This is a genomic window from Enterobacter ludwigii, assembly GCA_023023105.1.
Taxonomy (GTDB): Bacteria; Pseudomonadota; Gammaproteobacteria; order Enterobacterales; family Enterobacteriaceae; genus Enterobacter; species Enterobacter adelaidei.
The window spans coordinates 1-22,002 of sequence record CP083825.1; the positions used below are offsets into that span (position 1 = coordinate 1).

General features: G+C 51.3%; 24 protein-coding genes. 13 read left to right on the forward strand and 11 right to left on the reverse strand.

Annotated features, from left to right (window positions below; all coding sequences use genetic code 11):
* From LCD46_22725 to arsC, 6 genes are all read left to right on the forward strand, one after another.
* Positions 1-1,014, forward strand: coding sequence for a replication initiation protein (locus LCD46_22725; protein UOY73091.1), 1,014 nt, complete (start codon positions 1-3; stop codon positions 1,012-1,014).
* Positions 1,015-1,418: 404 nt separating this feature from the next.
* Positions 1,419-1,772: an As(III)-sensing metalloregulatory transcriptional repressor ArsR gene (gene arsR / locus LCD46_22730; GenBank protein ID UOY73092.1), complete on the forward strand. Its 354-nt coding sequence runs from the start codon at positions 1,419-1,421 to the stop codon at positions 1,770-1,772.
* Positions 1,773-1,819: 47 nt separating this feature from the next.
* Complete coding sequence (gene arsD, locus LCD46_22735) at positions 1,820-2,182, forward strand: arsenite efflux transporter metallochaperone ArsD (protein UOY73093.1); 363 nt, start codon at positions 1,820-1,822, stop codon at positions 2,180-2,182.
* 17 nt (positions 2,183-2,199) lie between these two features.
* A complete protein-coding gene (arsA, locus tag LCD46_22740) occupies positions 2,200-3,951 on the forward strand; it encodes an arsenite efflux transporter ATPase subunit ArsA (GenBank protein UOY73094.1) in 1,752 nt (583 codons plus the stop codon).
* A gap of 48 nt (positions 3,952-3,999) precedes the next feature.
* Positions 4,000-5,289, forward strand: a complete 1,290-nt coding sequence (arsB, locus tag LCD46_22745) for an arsenite efflux transporter membrane subunit ArsB (GenBank protein UOY73095.1) — start codon at positions 4,000-4,002, stop codon at positions 5,287-5,289.
* 12 nt (positions 5,290-5,301) lie between these two features.
* The gene (gene arsC / locus LCD46_22750; protein ID UOY73096.1) at positions 5,302-5,727 is read left to right on the forward strand and encodes a glutaredoxin-dependent arsenate reductase; all 426 of its coding nucleotides are present in this window, start codon (positions 5,302-5,304) and stop codon (positions 5,725-5,727) included.
* A 30-nt stretch (positions 5,728-5,757) separates the two neighbouring features.
* Here arsC and LCD46_22755 read toward each other — a convergent pair whose 3' ends face one another.
* A complete protein-coding gene (locus LCD46_22755; protein UOY73097.1) occupies positions 5,758-6,162 on the reverse strand; it encodes an arsenical pump-driving ATPase in 405 nt (134 codons plus the stop codon).
* A gap of 8 nt (positions 6,163-6,170) precedes the next feature.
* Entirely contained in the window at positions 6,171-6,743 is a 573-nt protein-coding gene (locus LCD46_22760) for a recombinase family protein (protein UOY73098.1), read from the reverse strand.
* 163 nt (positions 6,744-6,906) lie between these two features.
* Here LCD46_22760 and LCD46_22765 point away from each other — a divergent pair, with 163 nt between their 5' ends.
* Both LCD46_22765 and LCD46_22770 read left to right on the forward strand, forming a co-directional pair.
* Positions 6,907-9,915: a Tn3 family transposase gene (locus LCD46_22765; protein UOY73099.1), complete on the forward strand. Its 3,009-nt coding sequence runs from the start codon at positions 6,907-6,909 to the stop codon at positions 9,913-9,915.
* A 788-nt stretch (positions 9,916-10,703) separates the two neighbouring features.
* A complete protein-coding gene (locus tag LCD46_22770) occupies positions 10,704-11,510 on the forward strand; it encodes a DUF4225 domain-containing protein (GenBank protein UOY73100.1) in 807 nt (268 codons plus the stop codon).
* Here the strand turns inward: LCD46_22770 and LCD46_22775 are convergent.
* The 3 genes from LCD46_22775 to LCD46_22785 all read right to left on the reverse strand — a co-directional run bounded on the left by LCD46_22775 (position 11,485) and on the right by LCD46_22785 (position 13,571).
* Complete coding sequence (locus LCD46_22775) at positions 11,485-11,811, reverse strand: hypothetical protein (protein UOY73101.1); 327 nt, start codon at positions 11,809-11,811, stop codon at positions 11,485-11,487. The two genes, LCD46_22770 and LCD46_22775, sit on opposite strands and share 26 nt — an antisense overlap.
* 130 nt (positions 11,812-11,941) lie before the next feature.
* A complete protein-coding gene (locus LCD46_22780; protein ID UOY73102.1) occupies positions 11,942-12,712 on the reverse strand; it encodes a conjugal transfer protein TraX in 771 nt (256 codons plus the stop codon).
* Between the two features lie 367 nt (positions 12,713-13,079).
* Entirely contained in the window at positions 13,080-13,571 is a 492-nt protein-coding gene (locus tag LCD46_22785; GenBank protein UOY73103.1) for a hypothetical protein, read from the reverse strand.
* Between the two features lie 174 nt (positions 13,572-13,745).
* On the opposite strand from LCD46_22785, the gene LCD46_22790 reads away from it, so the two are divergent.
* The 5 genes from LCD46_22790 to LCD46_22810 all read left to right on the forward strand — a co-directional run bounded on the left by LCD46_22790 (position 13,746) and on the right by LCD46_22810 (position 16,823).
* Positions 13,746-14,006 (forward strand): type II toxin-antitoxin system ParD family antitoxin, encoded by a 261-nt coding sequence (locus tag LCD46_22790; protein ID UOY73104.1) that lies wholly within the window; start codon positions 13,746-13,748, stop codon positions 14,004-14,006.
* On the forward strand, positions 13,993-14,289 hold the full coding sequence (locus LCD46_22795; GenBank protein UOY73105.1) for a type II toxin-antitoxin system RelE/ParE family toxin: 297 nt from the start codon (positions 13,993-13,995) through the stop codon (positions 14,287-14,289). Before LCD46_22790 ends, LCD46_22795 begins: the two co-directional genes overlap by 14 nt.
* Before the next feature lie 198 nt (positions 14,290-14,487).
* Positions 14,488-14,892 (forward strand): IS66 family insertion sequence hypothetical protein, encoded by a 405-nt coding sequence (locus LCD46_22800; protein UOY73106.1) that lies wholly within the window; start codon positions 14,488-14,490, stop codon positions 14,890-14,892.
* Positions 14,889-15,236 carry an IS66 family insertion sequence element accessory protein TnpB gene (gene tnpB / locus LCD46_22805; GenBank protein ID UOY73107.1) on the forward strand — a complete coding sequence of 116 codons (348 nt, stop codon included), beginning with the start codon at positions 14,889-14,891 and terminating at the stop codon, positions 15,234-15,236. Before LCD46_22800 ends, tnpB begins: the two co-directional genes overlap by 4 nt.
* Positions 15,237-15,284: 48 nt before the next feature.
* Complete coding sequence (locus tag LCD46_22810; GenBank protein ID UOY73108.1) at positions 15,285-16,823, forward strand: IS66 family transposase; 1,539 nt, start codon at positions 15,285-15,287, stop codon at positions 16,821-16,823.
* A gap of 151 nt (positions 16,824-16,974) precedes the next feature.
* On the opposite strand, the gene pcoE is transcribed toward LCD46_22810, so the two are convergent.
* The 6 genes from pcoE to pcoB all read right to left on the reverse strand — a co-directional run bounded on the left by pcoE (position 16,975) and on the right by pcoB (position 22,001).
* Complete coding sequence (gene pcoE / locus LCD46_22815; GenBank protein UOY73109.1) at positions 16,975-17,409, reverse strand: copper resistance system metallochaperone PcoE; 435 nt, start codon at positions 17,407-17,409, stop codon at positions 16,975-16,977.
* Between the two features lie 215 nt (positions 17,410-17,624).
* Positions 17,625-19,025 (reverse strand): copper resistance membrane spanning protein PcoS, encoded by a 1,401-nt coding sequence (pcoS, locus tag LCD46_22820; GenBank protein ID UOY73110.1) that lies wholly within the window; start codon positions 19,023-19,025, stop codon positions 17,625-17,627.
* The gene (gene pcoR / locus LCD46_22825) at positions 19,022-19,702 is read right to left on the reverse strand and encodes a copper response regulator transcription factor PcoR (GenBank protein ID UOY73111.1); all 681 of its coding nucleotides are present in this window, start codon (positions 19,700-19,702) and stop codon (positions 19,022-19,024) included. Before pcoR ends, pcoS begins: the two co-directional genes overlap by 4 nt.
* Positions 19,703-19,756: 54 nt before the next feature.
* Positions 19,757-20,686, reverse strand: coding sequence for a copper resistance inner membrane protein PcoD (gene pcoD / locus LCD46_22830; protein ID UOY73112.1), 930 nt, complete (start codon positions 20,684-20,686; stop codon positions 19,757-19,759).
* Positions 20,687-20,690: 4 nt separating this feature from the next.
* Positions 20,691-21,071, reverse strand: a complete 381-nt coding sequence (gene pcoC / locus LCD46_22835) for a copper resistance system metallochaperone PcoC (protein UOY73113.1) — start codon at positions 21,069-21,071, stop codon at positions 20,691-20,693.
* Positions 21,072-21,110: 39 nt separating this feature from the next.
* Positions 21,111-22,001 carry a copper resistance outer membrane transporter PcoB gene (gene pcoB, locus LCD46_22840; GenBank protein ID UOY73148.1) on the reverse strand — a complete coding sequence of 297 codons (891 nt, stop codon included), beginning with the start codon at positions 21,999-22,001 and terminating at the stop codon, positions 21,111-21,113.
* Position 22,002: the final 1 nt, after the last annotated feature.

Genomic DNA, 22,002 nt, shown 5'->3' on the forward strand with positions numbered 1-22,002 from the left:
GTGAATGACAATCAGATTTCTGTTCACTGGTCAGATCTACCGAAAGATGAGCTAACCCGTTTCTGCCAGGATGTCGATGCCGGCACTCAGGGTAATTTCCTCATTGCACCGGTCAAAAAACTGACCCGCCGCAAACGCGGTGAGCATTCCACAAAAGCCAAATGTGAGAACCCGGCCTGGTATCGCCCGGAGCATTATAAAAAGCTCTCCGGACAGCTCGGTCATGCCTACAATCGCCTGGTGAAAAAAGACAAAGAAACCGGGCAGGTCAGCCTGCGCATGCATGTTTCTCGTCACCCTCTCTATGTCGCCGGCCGCCGTAAGGCGGGACGTAAATATGGCTTCCGTCCGGAACGTCAGCGCCTGCTCGATGCGCTCTGGCCAGTGCTCATCAGCTTCTGTGATGCCGGCAAGCATACCGTCGGCATGTGTATCTCCCGTCTTGCAAAAGAACTCAGTGCAAAGGACCCAAAAGGCAATGTCATTCCTGAAACGGAGGTGACGGTGTCACGCCTTTCACGGCTTATTGAGGAACAGGTACGGTTTGGCGTTCTGGGCCTCGCAGAAGAACGCGCCTGGGATCGTGAATCCCGCACCTGGTTGCCAACGTATGTCTATATAACCCCCTTGGGATTCCAGATGCTGGGCGTCGATATGGACAAGCTGTTTAAAGAGCAGGAGAAGAAGCTCCGTCAGAGCGCCGAGCGTGAGCAGCTGATCCGGGAAGTAGTGATGAGCGAACATGATGATGTTCAGGCCCACTCTGCGCGGAAATGCTGGTCTGACCGTAAGCGTCGGGAGGCACTCGTTTACCGCCGCAAAAAAGGCGCGGAGCGTAAACGTGCCAACAATCTGATTAAGCTGCCGGCAGATGAACGACTCCATGCAATGTCTGAATGGATTTACCGCACCCTCCCGCCTGACGAAGCGTACTGGTGCACATCTGAGCGCCTGAAGGCTCTGGCCATCCAGCATCTTTACCAGCTGGATCTGGCGCTTTCTCCCCCGGACTAGTCACAGACGACACAACAGTCTTCTTGTTTACGGGCCCCTCACCGGGGCTTTTCGTGCTGGTTTTTTTCGGCCACCCTGCTCATTTTTCAACCTTCACTCCGTTCTCCTTCCGGTCACCATGACGTTCTGGGGGTCTGAGGGCCAATGGAACGAAAACGTACGCTAAGGAAATAACCAATTGTTATAATTGATATTATTCATTCTTCTCTATGAACTGAAAGCCCGCACTAAGCAATGTTTTAGCCTCAAATGACTTTTTTACCTACCCAACTAACGTAACGATCGCACATCAGGTCGTTTTTCAACCGCATAGTGACACCTGCACTCACATGCGAGAAAACACATATGATTTTGACTTCTTGTTTTGGTGGAGAGACAATACCCATTCATAGCAGGAGTACATAATGCCAGAAATTGCATCCCTACAACTTTTCAAAATACTATCTGATGAAACCCGCCTGGGTATCGTGCTACTGCTCAGGGAGATGGGGGAGCTGTGCGTATGCGATCTCTGCACAGCGCTGGAACAATCACAACCCAAGACCTCCCGCCATCTGGCGATGCTTCGGGAAAGTGGCCTGTTGCTGGATCGCAAGCAGGGGAAATGGGTTCATTATCGCTTATCCCCGCATATTCCTTCCTGGGCTGCCCTGGTGATTGAGCAGGCCTGGTTAAGTCAACAGGACGACGTACAGGCCATCGCCCGTAAGCTGGCATCGGCCAACTGCTCTGGCAGCGGTAAGGCTGTTTGTATCTAAAAATTTTGCCTGTACATATATGTTTTTACGAATATGAGGTGTTAAAGATGAAAATGTTAACGGTGTTTGATCCGGCGATGTGCTGCAGTACCGGCGTTTGTGGTTCAGATGTCGATCAGGTTTTGGTCAATTTTTCTGCTGATGTGCAATGGCTGAAAGGGCGTGGGGTTCAGATCGAACGTTATAACCTGGCGCAGCAGCCTATGAGCTTCGTTGAGAACGAAAAAGCGAAAGCATTCCTTGAGGCTTCTGGAGCTGAAGGGCTTCCGCTGCTGTTGCTTGATGGTGAAACGGTGATGGCCGGGCGATACCCAAAACGCGCTGAACTGGCTCGCTGGTTTGGTATACCGCTGGAAAAGGTGGGTTTAGCTTCCACCAGTTGCTGTGGTGGTAAAACTTCCTGTTGTTGAGTATGTCAGGAGGACATATGAAATTCTTAGAGAATATCCCGTCTTACCTGTTTTTCACCGGTAAGGGAGGTGTAGGCAAAACTTCGATTTCCTGCGCAACGGCTATACGTCTGGCTGAACTGGGAAAGCGTGTTCTGCTTGTCAGTACCGACCCGGCTTCCAATGTCGGTCAGGTATTCGATCAGACTATCGGTAACACTATCCAGCCCGTGACTGCTGTGTCTGGTCTTTCGGCTCTGGAGATTGACCCGCAGGACGCCGCCCAGCAATACCGCGCCAGAATCGTTGACCCTATTAAAGGTCTTTTGCCTGATGACGTTGTTAACAGCATCAGTGAACAGCTTTCAGGAGCTTGTACGACAGAGATCGCTGCATTCGACGAGTTTACTGGCTTACTGACTGACGCTTCTCTGCTGACCCGCTTTGATCACATCATTTTTGATACTGCCCCAACTGGCCACACTATTCGCCTTCTTCAGCTTCCCGGAGCCTGGAGCAGCTTCATCGAAAGTAACCCGGATGGTGCTTCCTGTCTTGGTCCAATGGCTGGGCTGGAAAAACAACGCGAGCAATATGCTCATGCGGTTGAGGCATTATCCGATCCTGAACGAACTCGCCTTGTGCTGGTCGCGCGATTGCAAAAATCAACACTGCAGGAAGTCGCTCGTACTCATGACGAATTATCAGCTATTGGCCTTAAAAATCAGTATTTAGTCATTAACGGTGTCCTGCCTGCGAGCGAAGCAGAACGTGATGCACTGGCCGCTGCAATATGGCAACGGGAGCAAGAGGCGCTGGCAAATCTTCCTGCCGGGTTATCTGATTTGCCGACAGACAACTTATACCTGCAGCCGCTGAACATGGTTGGTGTATCCGCATTGAAAGGCCTGCTCAACGAACACGCTGAGATAACATCGCTTCCTGAACAAAGCCCACAGAACAAGCCAGAGAATATGTCGTTGTCTGTCCTGGTTGATGATATCGCCCGCAGTGAACACGGTTTGATTATGCTGATGGGCAAAGGTGGTGTGGGCAAAACCACAATGGCTGCGGCTATCGCCGTCAGTCTGGCGGATAAGGGTTTTGATGTGCATCTCACCACCTCAGATCCTGCTGCACATCTCAGTACAACGCTCAATGGCAGCCTCAAAAATCTGCAGGTCAGCCGAATCAACCCTCACGATGAAACTGAACGCTATCGTCAGCATGTTCTTGAGACGAAAGGCAGGGATCTGGATGAGGCTGGGAAACGGCTGCTCGAAGAGGATTTACGTTCTCCTTGCACAGAAGAGATTGCGGTGTTCCAGGCGTTTTCACGCGTAATTCGTGAAGCTGGCAAACGGTTTGTGGTCATGGATACGGCACCTACCGGGCATACGCTATTACTGCTTGATGCTACCGGGGCTTATCACCGTGAGATTGCCAGGAAGATGGGGGATAAAGGTCATTTTACCACTCCGATGATGCAGCTTCAGGACCAGAAACGTACCAAAGTTTTGCTGGTCACTCTGCCTGAAACCACACCTGTACTGGAAGCGGCAAACCTGCAGTCCGATCTTGAACGTGCGGGGATTCATCCCTGGGGCTGGATTATCAATAACAGCCTTTCGATTGCACAGACGCAATCGCCGCTGCTTTGCCAGCGCGCCCTACAAGAGCGTCCTCAAATCGAGGTTGTGAAAAACCAGCATGCAAGCCGCATAGCGTTAGTACCGGTAATGGCTGCAGAGCCCACTGGCATCGAGAAACTCAGAGAGCTGGTTGTTTAATTTTTTTTGTATATACAGGGCGGCAAAGCCGTCCTGTCTGGAGGATTTATGTTACTGGCAGGCGCTATTTTTGTCCTGACCATCGTTTTGGTTATCTGGCAACCGAAGGGATTAGGGATCGGCTGGAGTGCGACGCTGGGCGCGGTACTGGCGCTGATCTCTGGCGTAGTCCATTTTGGTGATATCCCTGTAGTGTGGAATATTGTCTGGAATGCGACGGCGACCTTTATTGCCGTGATTATTATCAGCCTTCTGCTCGATGAATCGGGCTTTTTCGAATGGGCGGCGCTGCACGTTTCACGTTGGGGTAACGGTCGCGGGCGTTTGCTGTTTACCTATATCGTTTTGCTCGGCGCAGCGGTGGCGGCACTGTTTGCCAACGATGGTGCGGCATTGATTCTGACGCCAATTGTTATCGCCATGCTGCTTGCATTAGGTTTCAGCAAAGGCACTACGCTGGCATTTGTCATGGCCGCCGGGTTTATTGCCGATACGGCCAGTCTGCCGCTTATCGTGTCCAACCTGGTTAACATCGTTTCTGCAGACTTCTTTGGGCTGGGTTTCACTGAGTATGCGTCGGTAATGGTGCCGGTGGATATCGCAGCCATTATCGCCACGCTGGTGATGCTGCATCTGTTCTTCCGCAAAGATATTCCGCCAACTTACGACCTGGCTCTCCTGAAAGCACCGGCAAAAGCGATTAAAGATCTGGCAACCTTCAGAACCGGCTGGATAGTGTTGATCCTTCTTCTGGTTGGCTTTTTCGTCCTTGAGCCGTTGGGTATCCCGGTCAGTGCGATTGCTGCTGTAGGGGCTGTCATTCTGTTTGCGGTGGCGAAGCGAGGCCATGCCATTAACACTGGCAAAGTGCTTCGCGGTGCGCCATGGCAGATCGTCATATTCTCTCTGGGAATGTATCTGGTGGTCTATGGTCTGCGTAATGCCGGACTAACAGAATACCTCTCCGGTGTGTTGAACGTGCTGGCAGATAAAGGACTTTGGGCCGCGACGTTTGGTACTGGCTTCCTGACGGCTTTCCTCTCTTCCATCATGAACAATATGCCTACCGTGCTGGTTGGTGCTCTCTCTATTGATGGCAGCACTGCAACAGGCGTTATCAAAGAGGCGATGATTTTTGCCAACGTGATTGGCTGCGATCTTGGACCGAAAATTACACCTATTGGTAGCCTGGCAACGTTGCTCTGGCTGCATGTCCTTTCACAGAAGAACATGACCATCACATGGGGATACTATTTCCGCACCGGGATCGTCATGACTCTGCCTGTGCTGTTTGTAACGCTGGCCGCGCTGGCGCTACGTCTCTCTTTCACTTTGTAATGAGATACTGATATGAGCAACATCACCATTTATCACAACCCAGCCTGCGGCACGTCGCGTAATACGCTGGAGATGATCCGCAACAGCGGTATCGAGCCGACCGTTATTCTTTACCTTGAGACTCCACCTTCACGCGATGAGCTGCTCAAACTCATTGCGGATATGGGCATTTCCGTCCGGGCTTTGCTGCGTAAGAACGTCGAGCCGTATGAGGAACTGGGTCTTGCAGAAGATAAATTTACTGACGACCAGCTCATCGACTTTATGCTACAGCATCCGATTCTGATCAACCGTCCGATCGTAGTGACGCCACTGGGAACTAAACTTTGCCGTCCTTCAGAGGTTGTTCTCGATATCCTTCCAGATGCCCAGAAAACGGCTTTCACCAAGGAAGACGGTGAAAAAGTCGTTGATGATTCAGGTAAAAGACTGAAATAAAGACGAAGGGGGCATTTGCCCCCTTCATTATTACTTCGCCATTTCTTCCAGCAGGTCAATACCAACCGGCTCTTCGCTCTGTAGCGCTGTTAATGCAATACGCTTTGCATACTGCTCTTCCACATCAGAGATGAGAGGCAGCTCGCGGTTCGCCCTGATCTTCAGGAAAGGCGAAGACGGTTGAGCAGCTGCCAGGCTGTTATTAACGACCCATGCCCACGGCTCGATGCCAGCTCGGCGTAGATCCCGCTGCAGGTTAGCGGCTTCCAGTACAGGTGTCGTTTCGGCAAGCGTCACGATAATCACCTTCGTCTTCTCCGGGTCTGCTGCTTTTTCGCTATCACCTGTCTTCGATGTCAGAAAGCGAGAGAATTCGGCTTCATGCTGTCGCCAGAACACACTCATGCAATTGTTGAATGCCTTTACATCACTCATGTTCGTCCTCAAATTTTGCTCAGATTAACCCGGCTCTCATCTTCCAGAATTTTATAAACAGTGGAACGGGCAATACTGAGCCGGCGGGCAATATCTGTTGCACCAGTTCCCTGCTGATGAAGTGCCAGTACACTATTTCTGTCGATGATGCGCTTTCGGCCAAACCGGATACCTTTCAGCCTGGCCTCCTGCCGTCCTTCGTTCGTACGCTCCAGAATCCTCCTGCGTTCGGCCTGGGCTACAGCTGAAAGAATGGTCACAACCATTTTCCCCATTTCACCGTCGGTGCTGATCCCGTCGTCTATGAATCGGACCGCGACTCCCTGAGCGTCGAATTCTTTTATCAGTTGGATCATATCGGCAGTGTCGCGGCCAAGCCGGTCGAGTTTCTTCACCAGGATGACGTCACCTTCCTCCACCTTCATTCGCAGCAGATCCAGTCCTTTCCTGTCGGTAGAACTGCCGGATGCTTTGTCGGTAAATATGCGACTGGCTTTCACCCCCGCCTCTTTAAGCCCCTTGATCTGAATATCGAGGGACTGCTGGCTTGTTGATACCCGTGCGTAACCAAAAAGTCGCATAAAAATGTATCCTAAATCAAATATCGGACAGTGGGTGTCTGTTATAACAAAAAATCGATTTAATAGACACCTAGACAACACCATTTTAGTGTGTCCGAGAATTTATAATATTTCGGACGGTTGCGAAATTGTTAATTCATGACCATCAGGCAGGGAGGCCGGTATGCCCGTCGATTTTCTGACCACTGAGCAGGAACTGAATTATGGTCGCTATGTTGCAGAACCCAATGACGTGCAGCTGGCGCGCTATTTTCATCTTGATGAGCGGGATCTTGCCTTCATTAACCAGCGGCGGGGAAGGCATAACCGGCTGGGAATTGCGCTTCAGCTCACCACCGCCCGTTTTCTGGGCACCTTTCTGACAGACTTAACCCGGGTTCTGCCAGGTGTTCAGCAATTTGTCGCGGTGCAGCTTAATATTCGCCGTCCAGAAGTCCTTACCCGCTACGCAGAACGGGTTACCACCCTCAGAGAGCATACTGCGCTGATTAAGGAATATTACGGTTACCATGAATTTGGCGATTTCCCCTGGTCTTTCCGCCTGAAGCGCCTGCTGTACACCCGCGCATGGCTCAGTAATGAGCGACCCGGCCTTATGTTTGATTTTGCCACCGCGTGGCTGCTTCAGAATAAGGTCCTGCTGCCCGGAGCAACCACACTTGTACGTCTCGTCAGTGAAATACGCGAACGGGCAAATCAGCGGCTGTGGAAGAAACTGGCCGCGTTGCCGGACAGCTGGCAGACCGCCCGCGTGACGGAGCTTCTGGACATTCCTGAGGGGCAGCGTACTTCACCGCTGGAGCAACTGAAAAAGGGACCGGTCACCGTCAGCGGCCCGGCATTTACCGAAGCGCTGGAGCGGTATATCCGGCTGCGAAACCTGGAATTTTCCCGACTGAATTTTACCGGTCTGCCTGCTATACAACTGCGTAATTTGGCCCGTTACGCAGGCATGGCGTCGGTAAAATATATCGCGCGAATGCCACAGCAGAGAAAACTGGCCGTACTCACAGCATTCGTTAAAGCGCAGGAGACTGCGGCGCTGGATGAGGCCGTTGATGTGCTCGATATGCTGATACTGGATATCACTCGTGCGGCGAAGAAAACGGGGCAGAAAAAACGGCTCAGGACGCTTAAAGATCTTGATCGTGCTGCGCTAATATTGGCGCGGGCATGTTCATTGTTGCTGGATGAACAGGCTGACGATGCTGAACTGAGGGAGACCATATTCAACAGCATACCGAAAAGCAGGCTGGCAGAATCCGTCTGCAAGGTAAATGAGCTGGCCCGGCCTCAGAACAACAATTTCCATGACGAAATGGTGGAGCAGTACGGGCGGGTAAAGCGCTTTCTTCCGGCGGTATTGCGCGACCTGCATTTCCAGGCAGCGCCAGCCGGAGAACATACGTTGTCCGCCATTCATTATCTGACCGAACTGAACTGCTCGAAAAAGCGCATCCTGGACAATGCGCCTGAACATATTATTACCGGCCCCTGGAAACGCCTGGTATACGATGCGGAGGGCCGGATACAGCGTGCCGGTTACTCGCTTTGTCTGCTGGAGCGCCTTCAGGATGCACTACGTCGAAGGGACATCTGGCTCGAAAACAGCGATCGCTGGGGAAATCCCCGCGAGAAGCTGTTGCAGGGGGAAGAATGGCAGGCTCAGCGGGTCCCCGTTTGCCGGGCGCTGGGACATCCCACTGATGGACATAAAGGCGTGCAACAGTTGGCGGTCCAGCTAGATGAAACCTGGAAAACCGTCGCATCCCGCTTTGAAGGAAATGCGGAGGTTCATATTTGCCATGACGGTAAACATCCTTCCCTGACTATCAGCAGCCTGGAGAAACTGGAGGAGCCAACATCGTTGCATCGTCTCAACAGTCGGGTAAGGCTGCTACTCCCGCCAGTAGATTTGACGGAACTGTTGCTTGAAATAGATGCCAGAACGGGATTTACACGTGAGTTTACGCATGTCAGTGAATCCGGGGCCCGGGCACAGGATCTGCACATCAGCCTGTGCGCGGTCCTGATGGCAGAGGCCTGCAATATCGGGCTGGAACCGCTGATAAAGCACAATATACCGGCGCTGACGCGCCACCGGCTTAGCTGGGTAAAACAGAATTACCTCCGGGCAGAAACGCTGGTCAGCGCCAATGCCCGCCTGGTTGATTTTCAGTCCACACTGGAGCTTGCTGGCCGCTGGGGTGGTGGCGAAGTGGCTTCAGCTGATGGCATGCGCTTTGTCACGCCGGTGAAAACCGTCAATTCAGGACCTAACAGAAAATATTTTGGTTCCGGACGTGGCATCACCTGGTACAACTTCGTCTCTGATCAGTACTCTGGATTCCACGGCATCGTTGTCCCCGGCACATTACGAGATTCCATTTTTGTGCTGGAAGGCCTTCTGGAGCAGCAGACAGGGCTGAATCCGGTTGAGATCATGACAGACACAGCCGGTACCAGCGACATTATTTTTGGCCTCTTCTGGCTGCTGGGATACCAGTTTTCCCCCCGGCTTGCCGATGCCGGTGAAGCGGTATTCTGGCGAGTGGATAAATCGGCAAATTACGGTGCACTGGACGAACTGGCACGTGGTTGTGCCGATCTGTCGAAAGCCGAGGATCAGTGGGATGAGATGATGCGAACCGCCGGTTCGCTGAAACTGGGCACCATTCATGCTTCAGAACTCATTCGCTCTTTGCTGAAAAGCTCGCGCCCATCAGGGCTGGCACAGGCGATCATGGAAGTGGGGCGCGTCAACAAGACGCTGTACCTTCTTAATTATATTGATGATGAGGATTATCGTCGGCGGATCCTGACGCAGCTAAACCGGGGGGAAGGCCGCCATGCTGTGGCGAGGGCGATCTGCTACGGGCAGCGCGGTGAGATCAGAAAGCGCTATCGTGAAGGTCAGGAAGATCAGCTGGGGGCACTGGGCCTGGTCACTAACGCAGTGGTACTGTGGAACACACTTTATATGCAGGAAGCCCTGAGCTGGATACGCAGTAATGGAGAAGAAATCGGGGTTGAAGATATCGCCCGGTTGTCCCCACTGATGCACGGGCATATCAATATGCTGGGGCATTATACGTTTACGCTACCGGAGGATATTTTGAAGGGGGAACTGAGAGAACTAAATTTCAATTTAAACAATGAATTAACTTCTTAGCGTACGTTTTCGTTCCATTGGCTCTCAAACCCCTTCTGCTTGTCGTTATGGCCCCCAGTGGCCACTGTCTCTTTTTTTTACACAGAAATCCGCAAACGAATAAGTGAAGTAACCCGGAAACGAATAAAAGACATTCCGCAAAACAGTCTTACTTCACCGTTTTTATCTCTCTGTTCATTTCATTCCAGAGTAGATCTTTGTCTGCAGTCACTCTGTGGATAACGAAAAATGCCTTCGCATGCAGCGGCCTCACGGCCTCGCGCTCAGAACAAAATCAAAAGTACCTCCCGTCGCAAGCGCCGGGCCCCTTTCTGGCCAGAACCCGGCACCGCATACATACCTAACCCCTGCTAAACCGACGCCGCCCCGGCCCAAAGGGCCGGAACAACTTCGCTTTAAGAGGGATGTTGTAACTAGAAATAGCTATGGCTGTAAGTCGATTCGCGGTAAGTTCGCGGTACACGCTCGTAAGCGCCTCACGGCGCTAACGCGGAGATACAGCCCGTCAGCGGCCTCTGGCCTTGACGGACTCACTCCGACCGCGCACATTAGCAATCAGAAAGTTTTAAGCGGGTATGGCTTTGCAGGGAAAGGGATGGGATTGGCAGAACCTATCAATCCGTAACGGCTGATGCCGGTTACGACGCCCCTCACCAGAATCACCCGGTTCAGCTCCGGCTGGCGTCTCCATGCCGCTTCGCGGCATATATGTACCCTTTAAAGCAGGGTTGCCTAAATCCGGGAGCGCGATAAGCTTTAACGGGTGATTTTCAATCAGGATGAGAAAAATGGATATAATTCTTCCGGGAAACAAAAGCCAGGCTCGAGTCTGGGCAGAAACCATGATTAATCTGGAGGCCCGCAAACTCGTCAATACCGCTAATATTGTTGGCGCCCGACATCTGGGGGATGGATTGACGCGTCTCAAATTCATCGATGAAATTAAATCTGTCATTAATGGCGAATTTGAGCGTGCCCGGCGGGCAAAGTCTGACGAAGAGTGCATGACCTGCCTGCGTAACCTGCAGGCAGAAAACAGCAGTCTGCTTGAGCAGAGCCGGCAGCTCCAGACCGGTTATGCGAAACTATATGCCCAGATCAAATACGTCAGGGATGAAGACCGGATGGTCGGTTATGTCATCTCAGGAATTAAAGTGGTGCTGGCAGGTATGCAGGGCGTATTTGGCTTCGTGCTGACTTCCTCAATGACCCCCGTAGGCGTTCTTGCCGGGGCTATTCTGATTGTCGACTCGGCCAACACGATAACCCGTGAAGTTGGTCGTCAGTTCCTGAATGAACCTGACACGCAGGGTATGTTTGGTGATGGTGCTATGAACATCGCTAAATTCATGGGATTTGAACGATCAACAGGGTTAGGGATATACAACGGGATCGCGCTTGCAGGCAATATCTACAGTGTCTATGGATTAATGGCCAGACCAGGGACATGGCGTCTGTTTAACTATATCAGCACCGATTTTTACCGGAAAATCGACACCATGTCCCGGGGTAAACTGACAATGAAAATTGTGGGATGGGGGGTAAAGGCTAAGGTTGTTTTCGATCTGATCACTTCTGATGACGCTGGGAAATGAGATTCCGGCGGTAATGCCATGATTTATAGGCCAGCTTCAAAGGCATGGTAATCGTAAACAGAGTGCCAAGAACAAGAATAGCCACGCCAAAGGAAATTGCATGCACCCTCGAGCCAGCCAAAAGTGTGGCCACAAGAATCAGTAACATGACTGACAGCACCCATATCAGGGCCTTAAAACGGTTTGCCAGATCGTTCAGCAGAGTATCCATTTCCGTACCCGTTTTAGCTGAACTGGCCCGCAGTCGGACAATGTCCTCTTCACTGAAGCCGTGGTTCATCAGATCACTTTCATGGTTCATGCTTCTCTCCTTTTCCCTGCGGGAAGTTTAACATGCCCTGCGCTAATAACCAGTTAAGCCCGACCGATAACCTGACAGGTGGTTACGGCTATCAGCTCTTTCTCACTGATAGCCATCACGTCATTCTAAATCAGCCAAAAGTAGACTGTACCAGACCAATAATCCCCAGGTGGCCGGCGTAAGCATAATAAAAGAAATTACGCGGCATGAAACGCCTACGGCCCTCCGGACAGATTTGCCTGCAGAATGAAACCACTGCCAGGGGGAATGCCAGAGTAGGCAGCGTGGCCAGTAATAATGTTTCTGCGGGCATATCCAGGAGATGCGATAACCCGTTTAAACAAATCAGTGACAGCACGGCAGTGATGGCTGCCAGCCGCTGCACTCCGGGTGTATCGCTGCCAGAAACCGTTGCCATACTGATGGCCAGCGTTATTCCTGCCAGCCCGTAACTTGCCGGCTGCAGGGGCCAAATCATAAGGGCCAGGAGCAGATACCCGGCAAGCATTCCTTTCCGGCCGTGCCGGTACTGCAGGGCAAGCAACTGCGTGACGCCTGCAAACACGAACAGAATGTTCAGGGCCCACCAGGGCTGTTGATTCTGGAAGGCCAGGCTGAACACCGGCTGCGTTATGATTGCCCAGATCCACAGACGATTGGCTCTCTTCTGCAGTCGTTCCGGGGGGCGCTGTACGTTCATCGCCCATATAAGCGTGAACAGGGGGAAGGCCATCCGGCCAAGCGCATACATCACCGGCAAGGCAGACGACAGAAACACCGTATTGGTGTGGTCGATAATCATGGCCAGAAGTGCGAGAAGTTTGACCATATCGAGTGCAGCGGGACTGAGCTGGCTGGCGTTCCGGATAGTGGGAAGAATGTCGGGTAATGAATGATTCATGCTGTATATTCCCCTGGCGACACGCGGTTAACAGCCAGCCCTGAACATAATGCCAGAATGCCCTGCCGGTTTGCGTTGTGACCCTGACTCTGAGTTTCTCCAGAATCTTGCGCACCGCAAATTCTGATTTATCACGCAGCACGCGCATTGCACCTGCCACATCCTTATTCTGAATACAGATACTTAAAATATTAAAATCGTTCATGACACTCCCTTCCTTACTATATATATCGGCAAAAATATTGATATATTTAGATTAAGGAGTGTAATTGTTTATTATTTTACCATATTTTGCATGGAAAGATTTTTATAATTATAAAACATGTTGCTGCAAAATAACTTAATATACATCTCAACCTAAAACCGATTATTCCTGGCTGATATCCGAAGATTGAGCAGGATGAAGCTTTGCATAATCTTCTCGAAGCGATTTTGCCGCGGGTTTCCAGGCTTTCGCCCACTCATCATCCATTCTTCCTACACCAACAATCTTCAGTGCGACAGCATAGGGGGTGCGCCCTTGCTGTTTTGAAAGCCACAGGATGTGATCATCAATTCTGTCATCAGGTATATCGTCGATAATGGAATGGATAACATCGAGATCCTCTGGCAGCCACGGCTTTCCAGTACGGGGAAACACCAGGTCCGGTTCGCGCGGTTTCTTTACCTGCTCGTTTTTAGCGATCTGTCTGGCTTCTTTCTCCGCAGAAATGAGCCGTAGTCGCTCCTTAAGCCCACCCAGTGTGGCAACCGTTTTAATTAAATTTTCTCGCTGTTCGCGAGTAATGCTTTGCTCATCGCAGATCAGGTCGTTCAGGGTATCGATGAGTGTATCTACCCGATTTTCTGTTAATTTCATTTCCAGTTCTCGCTTAAGGCTACAACTCAGCATTCTATTAGATATCTATTTGATTTCGCATCCCTGTTGATCTCATAAATGCAGTCCATAGTCTCGATCACTGAGCATGGAAGCCTGATGCTAAAATGATATACTGATGTAAGAACAAATCTTACATAATGAAACGGAGGGGTTATGGCCCGTACAATGACGGTGGACGTGGGTGATGAGCTGCGTGAATTTATCGATTCCCTGGTTAAGGCCGGTGATTACCGAACCCAGAGCGAAGTCATGCGTGACGCGCTGCGGCTGCTGCGCGAGAAGCAAGCTGAATCACGCCTTCAGGAACTGCGCGATCTGCTGGCCGAAGGCATCAGCAGCGGCGAGGCGAAACCATGGAACAAGGATGCATTCCTGAATAATGTCAGGGCCAGGATGGCAAATGAAAGAGATTGAGCTGACACCAAAAGCAGAAGAAGATCTGGAGGCTATCTGGGACTACAGCTTCAGACAGTTCGGGGTTGTTCAGGCGGATGCGTATATCGGGCGTATAGCCGCAGTGTTTGATGTGCTGGCCATGCATGACATCGGCACGCATCGCGCAGAGCTGGGAGAAGATATCTGCTCGTTGCCGGTGGAACAGCACATGATCTATTTTGTGCCATCGCATTCGGTGGTTACGGTCATACGTATTCTCAGCCAGTCTCAGGATACGGCACGGCATGAACCCTGGATATAATCGGGCAAGAAACTTTAAATACATAAAAATCAATTACTTAGTTCGTGTAATCTATCTTATGTTAAATTTAGTCCGTCGTTCATTTAGTTCATAACAGGCCGCAGACTACGATTAATCGTAAGCGTCGTCTCAGCACCGTCTGGCAGATCCTGATATTCCTGAGAGGATAGTGGACACCAAATATGGTGGACGCTATCCATGAAATCATTAACCGCAGTGCGTAAAAAAAGCCCTAATTATCCCGTTGAGTTCAAAATCAAAATGGTTGAACTCTCGCATCGACCAGAGATCTCCGTAGCGCAACTCGCTCGTGAGCATGGGATCAACGATAATTTGCTGTTCAAGTGGCGCCAGTACTGGCGCGAAGGAAAACTACGTCCTCCTTCAACAACAGAAAACAACGTGCCTGAGCTGCTCCCGATAACACTTGATACCGAAGATGTTGTCCCTGCAACCTCCCCCCGGTCACAACCTGTAGCTGCTGCGGCACCTGAATCACTCAATATCAGCTGTGAAGTGACGTTCCGGCACGGATCACTCCGTCTGAATGGTGCCATCAGCGAAAATATCCTGAACCTGCTGATACGGGAGCTCAAACGTTGATCCCATTACCATCAGGGACAAAGATCTGGCTGGTCGCTGGCATCACCGATATGAGAAACGGCTTCAACGGCCTGGCGGCAAAGGTGCAGACGACGCTGAAAGACGATCCGATGTCAGGTCACGTTTTTATCTTCCGTGGGCGTAATGGCAGTCAGGTAAAGCTCCTCTGGTCTACCGGCGATGGACTGTGTCTGCTGACCAAACGGCTGGAGCGCGGCCGCTTCGCCTGGCCGTCAGCCCGGGATGGCAAAGTGTTCCTCACACCGGCACAGCTGGCGATGCTCCTTGAAGGTATCGACTGGCGGCAGCCTAAAAGACTGCTTACGTCACTGACTATGTTGTAGGCCTCTTTATCCTGGTCGACGCTGAATGAGCCTGGTAATATACCCGGTATGAACAGCTTACTTCCTGACGATATCGATGAACTGGAACGTCTCCTTGCCGAACAGGAGGCGCTGAACCGTGCCCTTCTGGAAAAGCTGAACGAGCGTGAACGCGAAATAGATCACCTGCAGGCGCAACTGGATAAGCTGCGCCGGATGAACTTCGGCAGCCGCTCCGAAAAAGTCTCCCGCCGTATCGCGCAGATGGAAGCCGACCTTAAGCAGTTGCAGAAAGAAAGCGATACCCTTACCGGCCGGGTGGATGACCCGGCCGTGCAGCGCCCGCTGCGGCAGACCCGTACCCGCAAACCGTTCCCTGAATCACTTCCCCGTGACGAAAAACGGCTGCTGCCGGCAGCGTCATGCTGCCCGGAATGTGGTGGTGCGCTGAGTTACCTGGGTGAAGATGCCGCCGAACAGCTGGAGCTGATGCGCAGCGCCTTCCGGGTTATCCGGACAGTACGTGAAAAGCATGCCTGTACTCAGTGCGATGCCATCGTGCAGGCCCCCGCGCCTTCACGTCCCATCGAGCGGGGTATCGCCGGACCGGGGCTGCTGGCCCGCGTGCTGAGTTCAAAGTATGCAGAACATACCCCGCTGTACCGGCAGTCAGAAATATACAGCCGCCAGGGTGTGGAGCTGAGCCGCTCACTGCTGTCGGGCTGGGTGGATGCATGCTGCCGGCTGCTGTCACCGCTGGAAGAGGCGCTTCAGGGCTATGTCCTGACCGACGGTAAACTCCATGCCGATGACACCCCGGTCCAGGTGCTGCTGCCGGGCAATAAGAAGACGAAGACCGGGCGGTTGTGGACGTATGTTCGTGATGACCGCAACGCTGGATCAGCAGTCGCGCCGGCGGTGTGGTTCGCTTACAGCCCGGACAGAAAAGGCATCCACCCTCAGACCCATCTTGCAGGGTTCAGTGGTGTGCTGCAGGCCGATGCGTACGCCGGGTTCAACGAGCTGTACCGCGATGGCCAGATAACGGAAGCCGCCTGCTGGGCTCACGCCCGCCGTAAAATCCACGATGTGCACGTCCGCACACCGTCGGCGCTGACGGATGAAGCCCTGAAGCGTATCGGCGAGCTGTATGCCGTTGAAGCGGAGATAAGGGGAATGCCGGCGAAGCGACGCCTTGCAGAACGTCAGCAAAAAGCTAAACCGCGGCTGAAATCCCTGGAAAGCTGGCTGCGTGAAAAGGTGAAAACGCTGTCGCGACACTCAGAACTGGCGAAAGCGTTCACGTACGTACTGAACCAGTGGCCGGCGCTGGCTTACTATACTGACGACGGCTGGGCCGAGGCAGATAACAACATAGCTGAGAATGCGCTACGGATGGTCAGCCTGGGCCGCAAAAACTACCTGTTCTTCGGTTCGGATCATGGAGGAGAGCGGGGAGCGCTGCTGTACAGCCTGATCGGGACATGCAAACTGAACGGAGTGGAGCCAGAAAGCTACCTCCGTCACGTCCTTAACGTCATAGCGGACTGGCCGATAAACCGGGTCAGCGAACTACTCCCCTGGCGCGTAGCACTGCCAACTGAATAACACATCCCCGTCAATACGGTTCTCGCTGCACGCTTACGATTAATCATACACAGATATAATCTTTCATTTGGTTTAAAAAAAACGCTCCCGATCGGGAGCGTAAGCCAGTGACTTCGGCGTCAAATGAGGGTCTGACAAGTGGAGCTGCGGGTTAATTCTGGGTGATCTGGCTGCGATGCTTTTCAGCCTGCTGCTGATGAATAACGGAAGATTGACCATTATTCGCCTTCTCATGCACAACAGCGGCTTTCTCATGCTCGTTCATTTCGGAAAATGATTTTGCTGTTTCGTTAGAAGCTGCTGGCTTGGATTTCATCATTTTTTTATGCATTTCAGCCATGTCCTGATGGGCAGCAGAATTGCCGTTTTGCATCATTTCATGGGACATTGCGGCCTGATCGTGACCGCTCATATCCATCATTTTCATGCTCTCCCCCTGAACTGCACTTTTTTCAGCGGATGATTGCATCTGATGGGCAGGCGCCTGGGCATTATTTACCTGGTCATGCATGTTCATTGTCTCTGCAGCCCAGGCAGATGAAGCGACAGCCATCATAGCAATAAAGGATACAAGGATCTTTTTCATGGTTGGGTCTCCGGTGTTTTCATACCCGAACAATCAATGCTTATAACAGAGAAAGCATTTGATCTCAGGGCTGGTTGATCATCACGCCAGGAACCGGGCGATTGAATTATCACGCTGTCCTGATTTATGGCTGATTATAAAAAACCGCCTCTGTTTATCGCGTGACTGAACGATGACATTTTTGTCACCTTCCGGGTTTCTCCTGAATAACGGTATTAATCCATTAACAGACGCACACTGAACACAATTTCCCGCCCCTGCTGTTCTGCTGACAGCTCGCCGCCGTGAGCATGAATGATCGACCTTGTAATTGATAATCCCAGCCCCGCGCCTTCCGTGTTGTAGAACCTTGATGAGTCTGCGCGATAGAACCGGTCAAACAAACGTTCCAGATTAGCGGGAACCTGGCCGGACATCGTATTCGTAATCATCACGTTCACACAGTCACTGTCACGCTCAAGGTGTATCGCTGTACAGGTGTTATCGGGAGAATACTTGATTGCATTGGAAAGCAGGTTACTGAAAGCACGTCGGAGCATATCGCTGTCTCCGGCAACAACGCCCTCTCCTTCAACCGTGATTGTCTTTCCTGTTTCGTCTGCCAGGGGCTCGAACAACTCACGTAATTCATTCAGTTCGGCTGCCAGATCCACATCATGTTTATCCAGCCGCAGCAGACCATGCTCTGAACGTGCCAGAAAAAGCATGTCACTGGTCATTCGTGACAACCTTTTCAGTTCTTCCAGGTTAGCGAATAAAATTTCGCGGTAATGCGAAACATCCCTTTCCTTAGCCAGTGCAAACTGCGTCTGCATCATCAGATTACTGACTGGTGTGCGCAGCTCATGCGCGATGTCAGACGAGAAATCTGACAGTTTCCGGAATGCCCCCTCCAGGCGATCAAACATATTATTGAACTCCTGCATGGTCTCAGAGATTTCCGGCGGAGCCAGATCGGGATTTAGACGCTGATCCAGGCTGTGTACAGTCATGGAGGAAGCCAGACTGGTCATTTCCCGTAACGGTTTCAGACCAATACGTGTGGTCAGCCAGCCCAGAAAAACAGAAATAAAGACCAGACCGATATTGAACCAGAACAGCCAGGTACTGAGTTTGTCCATAAACAGGGTGTGATACCCAGTATCCGTGGCAACCGTAATGATGACATGTTTGCTTTTACCCTGTTCCGGCGTCATGGCAACCCGCCGCGAGATACTGCGGTACACGGTGTTATTTTCTTCCGTCTGGATCATATAGTCGAGAATATCACCCGACTTATTAAGCAGGACCGCTGGAACAACAGAATTTTTGGCATAGAGTTCAACAATTTTTTCATTTTCCATGTTTTTTATAGAAATGAATAAACCATTGTGCCCTACCATCGCATCGTTTATTTTTTCTGATAATGACTTAATATCCGTTTTGTTCCGGAACGTCTCTGTTTTAAGAAACTCTTCGGTGAGCTGAAGTTTACCTGTCAGAAAATCGCGGTCCTGATTATCGAAATAGCCATTAAGGGTGCTAATCAGGATAAAACTTGATAACCACCATACCGTAAGCATCACCGCAGAAAAAATCAGGCTCAGGCGTGTGGTCAGGGAAATTTTGAACCTCACTCTTCTCTGATCTCCAGGACATATCCGGCACCGCGAACGGTATGGATCAGTTTTGGCTCAAAGTCATCATCAATTTTACTTCTCAGACGTCTCACGGCGACATCAATCACATTCGTATCACTGTCAAAATTCATGTTCCAGACCAGGGACGAGATAAGACTCCTGGGTAACACTTCTCCGGTGCGTTGCAGCAGCAACTCAAGCAGAACGTATTCTTTACCGGTGAGATGGATCTTCTTCCCCGAACGGATCACGGTCCGGCGCACCATATCAACGGTCATATCGGCGATGGTGCAGACTGTTGCGGCCTGCGAGCGTGCCCGGCGCAGTAGGGTTCTTACACGTGCAACCAGCTCCGTAAAATCAAAGGGCTTAATCAGGTAGTCATCTGCGCCAAGCTCCAGTCCTTTCACTTTGTCCCGCACGTTGTCCTTTGCGGTTAAAAACAGGACCGGTTCTTCGTGCCCGGACTCCCTCAGTGCGCTGATGATTTGCCACCCGTCGAGGAAAGGCAGCATCACGTCCAGTATTATCAAATCATACTGTCCCTTCGACGCGGCCCCGAGACCATCGCGGCCATTATTAAAGAGATCGGCCTGATAGCCTTCCTCAACCAGTCCCTGCTGCAGGTAACGACCTGTTTTTTGTTCGTCTTCAACGATTAAAATACGCTGCATGGTCAACTCGCTGATATGAAAGTAAAAATCTCACGCATGAGCTTTGGCTGTCCCCTAGCTGACCTGAGACGGAGCAAGCATTCCGAGCCACGCTACGGCGCCCAGAATGATAATCGCAACAACGAATTCTGTCAGGATGCTGTTTCGCATCAGGGCAACGCTGCGATCATAATTCCCTTCCCTGACCATAACTTCAAGCCGGGGACCCAGGTGAAACCGGTTTGCTGCAGCCAGAAGAAGCATCAGAACAAACAGAGCCGTCTTGGCAAGCAATATCCTCCCCCAGGAACTGTTGAATAAGGGAGTTAAGTTACCCTCAGCAATATACAGATAGTTGACCAGCGCACTCAGGATCAGGGCTACAACAATCACCGTTCCTGCCGTGGCAAATTTTGCCAGGGAGTCAGATATCACAATGACGCTCTGTGCATTATGCTCGTTTCTGCGCATCAGCAGGATAGCAAATGCAACCAGAGCACCTGTCCAGGCACCTGCAGCGCCGAGATGGGTCAGATCGCTCAGTAAATGGAGATAGTAATGCAGACCGTCATGCATAACGGCGTGTCCTCCCCAGGCAAGTGTAGCCAGCGCCACGCCCCCACTCATCGTCATCAGCAGGCAGGACAATACTCTCTTATTAGTGTAAAGGAACAAAGCACCGAGTGTGGTAAACAGGGCACAGAGCCTGACAATCCAGCTAATACCCACATCAGTTTCTTCTATCACCATCTCGATAACATGGATGGATAATTCTCTGAGGTCAGTTACTCCACTCATGGCATTAGATACCAGGAGCATATTAATGCCAGTAAGAATGATGCCTGTAACAACAGCAAAGGTTATAAACGACCTGAAATTAGTCAGGTTATAGGTTTCATGTCTGACACCGCTTATTCCATATATCTGAAAAAATGGCAATCCAAATATTACCATCAAATCCAGATAAAGAAGAAAACGAATAACAATCATAATCAGGTCGTTCATAATATTACTTCACTGTAAAGGTGTAATTACCGGTAATAGGGTGCGTATCTGAAGAAACCGCGCGCCAGTCAACACGATAAGTGCCAGCGGGTAAAGGCTCTCGCGGAATAATGACCATCGATTTAGGGTCAGCGCCTGGCGTCACTTTTGCCGCGACCGGCATCGGAGAATGTGATGACATGCCTTTCATACCCGTCATCGTTAATTTTGCACCTGAGAATTTCACGGTCAGATTTTCCGAGAAATTAAGCTGAATCTTTTCCGGGGCCGCTACGGCTGAATCAGCCTGTGGCACAGAGCTTTTTAATTCCGGATGGGCCATAGCAGAGAAAGCAACGCCCATAACGAGGCCACCTGTAAGAATGGCTTTATTTAAAATCGACATTTTATTTACCTGTTTAGTTGAGTGTTTTATATCAGTGCGTTAAAACCAGATTCTGGCTCCCGCCAGGAATACTACCTGATGGTCTTTCTCACCTTCTCTTTTCGCCATATCGGATGTTTTCCCGTAAAGTTGATTCCAGGAAACGCCTATATAGGGTGCAAACTCACGGCGTATTTCATAGCGCAGCCGGAGCCCCAGCTCTGTGTCAGTCAGTCCCCTGCCGCGACCCCGCGATTCATCATCCTGACTGTAGAAATTCACCTCATAGGATGGCTGGAGTATGAGCCGGTTAGTCAGTAAAACGTCGTATTCTCCTCCCAGACGAAGGGCTGCTTTTCCGCCATTACTGACAAAACCCGTAATTTCAGACTCAAAATTATAGAGTGCCAGCCCCTGAAAACCGACAGCAGCCCAGGTCCGGGCAGAAGCAGGTCTGAAATCCTGCCTGACACCCGCAACCAAATCCCACCATGGGCCAACCGCATGTCCCCAGAGTAACTGCGCTTCAGCCGCCTCCGTTTCCCCATTGCTTCGTTCACCTTCACTCTTTAGCCAAATCCGATCTGTGTCGCCTCCAATCCAGCTGTTAACACTCCAGCTGAAATTGTTGGTGTTATCCGACCGTTGCCATTCCAGTTGATCCAGCAGAACCAGATAATTAATCGCACTGTCGTGAATCGCATGCCCCTGTAAATTGCCGAATGCAGCCTTCCGGTCGGCATCGGTAACAGGCGGAATTGGCGTTCTGCTCTCAGTTACAATGGGCTCCATTGACGTCATCTCAGTGAAATTCTCATCTGCTGGCATCTGCATGGCAGACATGTCGTGCCCGGCGTGGGGATCTGCAGAGACGGAGCCCGCCGCAATAGAAAGCTGTGAGGTAAACAAACCGGCGACCAGAACAGGTATGGCCTTCAAATTTCTCTTCATT

Bases quoted from the DNA above. Each gene is read 5' to 3' on its own strand.
- pcoE (UOY73109.1), bottom strand. From the start codon at position 17,409: ATGAAAAAGATCCTTGTATCCTTTATTGCTATGATGGCTGTCGCTTCA.
- LCD46_22755 (UOY73097.1), bottom strand. From the start codon at position 6,162: ATGAGTGATGTAAAGGCATTCAACAATTGCATGAGTGTGTTCTGGCGA.
- LCD46_22770 (UOY73100.1), top strand. From the start codon at position 10,704: ATGGATATAATTCTTCCGGGAAACAAAAGCCAGGCTCGAGTCTGGGCA.
- arsB (UOY73095.1), top strand. From the start codon at position 4,000: ATGTTACTGGCAGGCGCTATTTTTGTCCTGACCATCGTTTTGGTTATC.
- pcoD (UOY73112.1), bottom strand. From the start codon at position 20,686: ATGAACGACCTGATTATGATTGTTATTCGTTTTCTTCTTTATCTGGAT.
- LCD46_22790 (UOY73104.1), top strand. From the start codon at position 13,746: ATGGCCCGTACAATGACGGTGGACGTGGGTGATGAGCTGCGTGAATTT.
- pcoR (UOY73111.1), bottom strand. From the start codon at position 19,702: ATGCAGCGTATTTTAATCGTTGAAGACGAACAAAAAACAGGTCGTTAC.
- arsC (UOY73096.1), top strand. From the start codon at position 5,302: ATGAGCAACATCACCATTTATCACAACCCAGCCTGCGGCACGTCGCGT.
- LCD46_22780 (UOY73102.1), bottom strand. From the start codon at position 12,712: ATGAATCATTCATTACCCGACATTCTTCCCACTATCCGGAACGCCAGC.
- LCD46_22795 (UOY73105.1), top strand. From the start codon at position 13,993: ATGAAAGAGATTGAGCTGACACCAAAAGCAGAAGAAGATCTGGAGGCT.
- arsR (UOY73092.1), top strand. From the start codon at position 1,419: ATGCCAGAAATTGCATCCCTACAACTTTTCAAAATACTATCTGATGAA.
- LCD46_22760 (UOY73098.1), bottom strand. From the start codon at position 6,743: ATGCGACTTTTTGGTTACGCACGGGTATCAACAAGCCAGCAGTCCCTC.
- LCD46_22765 (UOY73099.1), top strand. From the start codon at position 6,907: ATGCCCGTCGATTTTCTGACCACTGAGCAGGAACTGAATTATGGTCGC.
- pcoB (UOY73148.1), bottom strand. From the start codon at position 22,001: ATGAAGAGAAATTTGAAGGCCATACCTGTTCTGGTCGCCGGTTTGTTT.
- pcoC (UOY73113.1), bottom strand. From the start codon at position 21,071: ATGTCGATTTTAAATAAAGCCATTCTTACAGGTGGCCTCGTTATGGGC.
- arsA (UOY73094.1), top strand. From the start codon at position 2,200: ATGAAATTCTTAGAGAATATCCCGTCTTACCTGTTTTTCACCGGTAAG.
- arsD (UOY73093.1), top strand. From the start codon at position 1,820: ATGAAAATGTTAACGGTGTTTGATCCGGCGATGTGCTGCAGTACCGGC.
- LCD46_22810 (UOY73108.1), top strand. From the start codon at position 15,285: ATGAACAGCTTACTTCCTGACGATATCGATGAACTGGAACGTCTCCTT.
- LCD46_22775 (UOY73101.1), bottom strand. From the start codon at position 11,811: ATGAACCATGAAAGTGATCTGATGAACCACGGCTTCAGTGAAGAGGAC.
- LCD46_22800 (UOY73106.1), top strand. From the start codon at position 14,488: ATGAAATCATTAACCGCAGTGCGTAAAAAAAGCCCTAATTATCCCGTT.
- LCD46_22785 (UOY73103.1), bottom strand. From the start codon at position 13,571: ATGAAATTAACAGAAAATCGGGTAGATACACTCATCGATACCCTGAAC.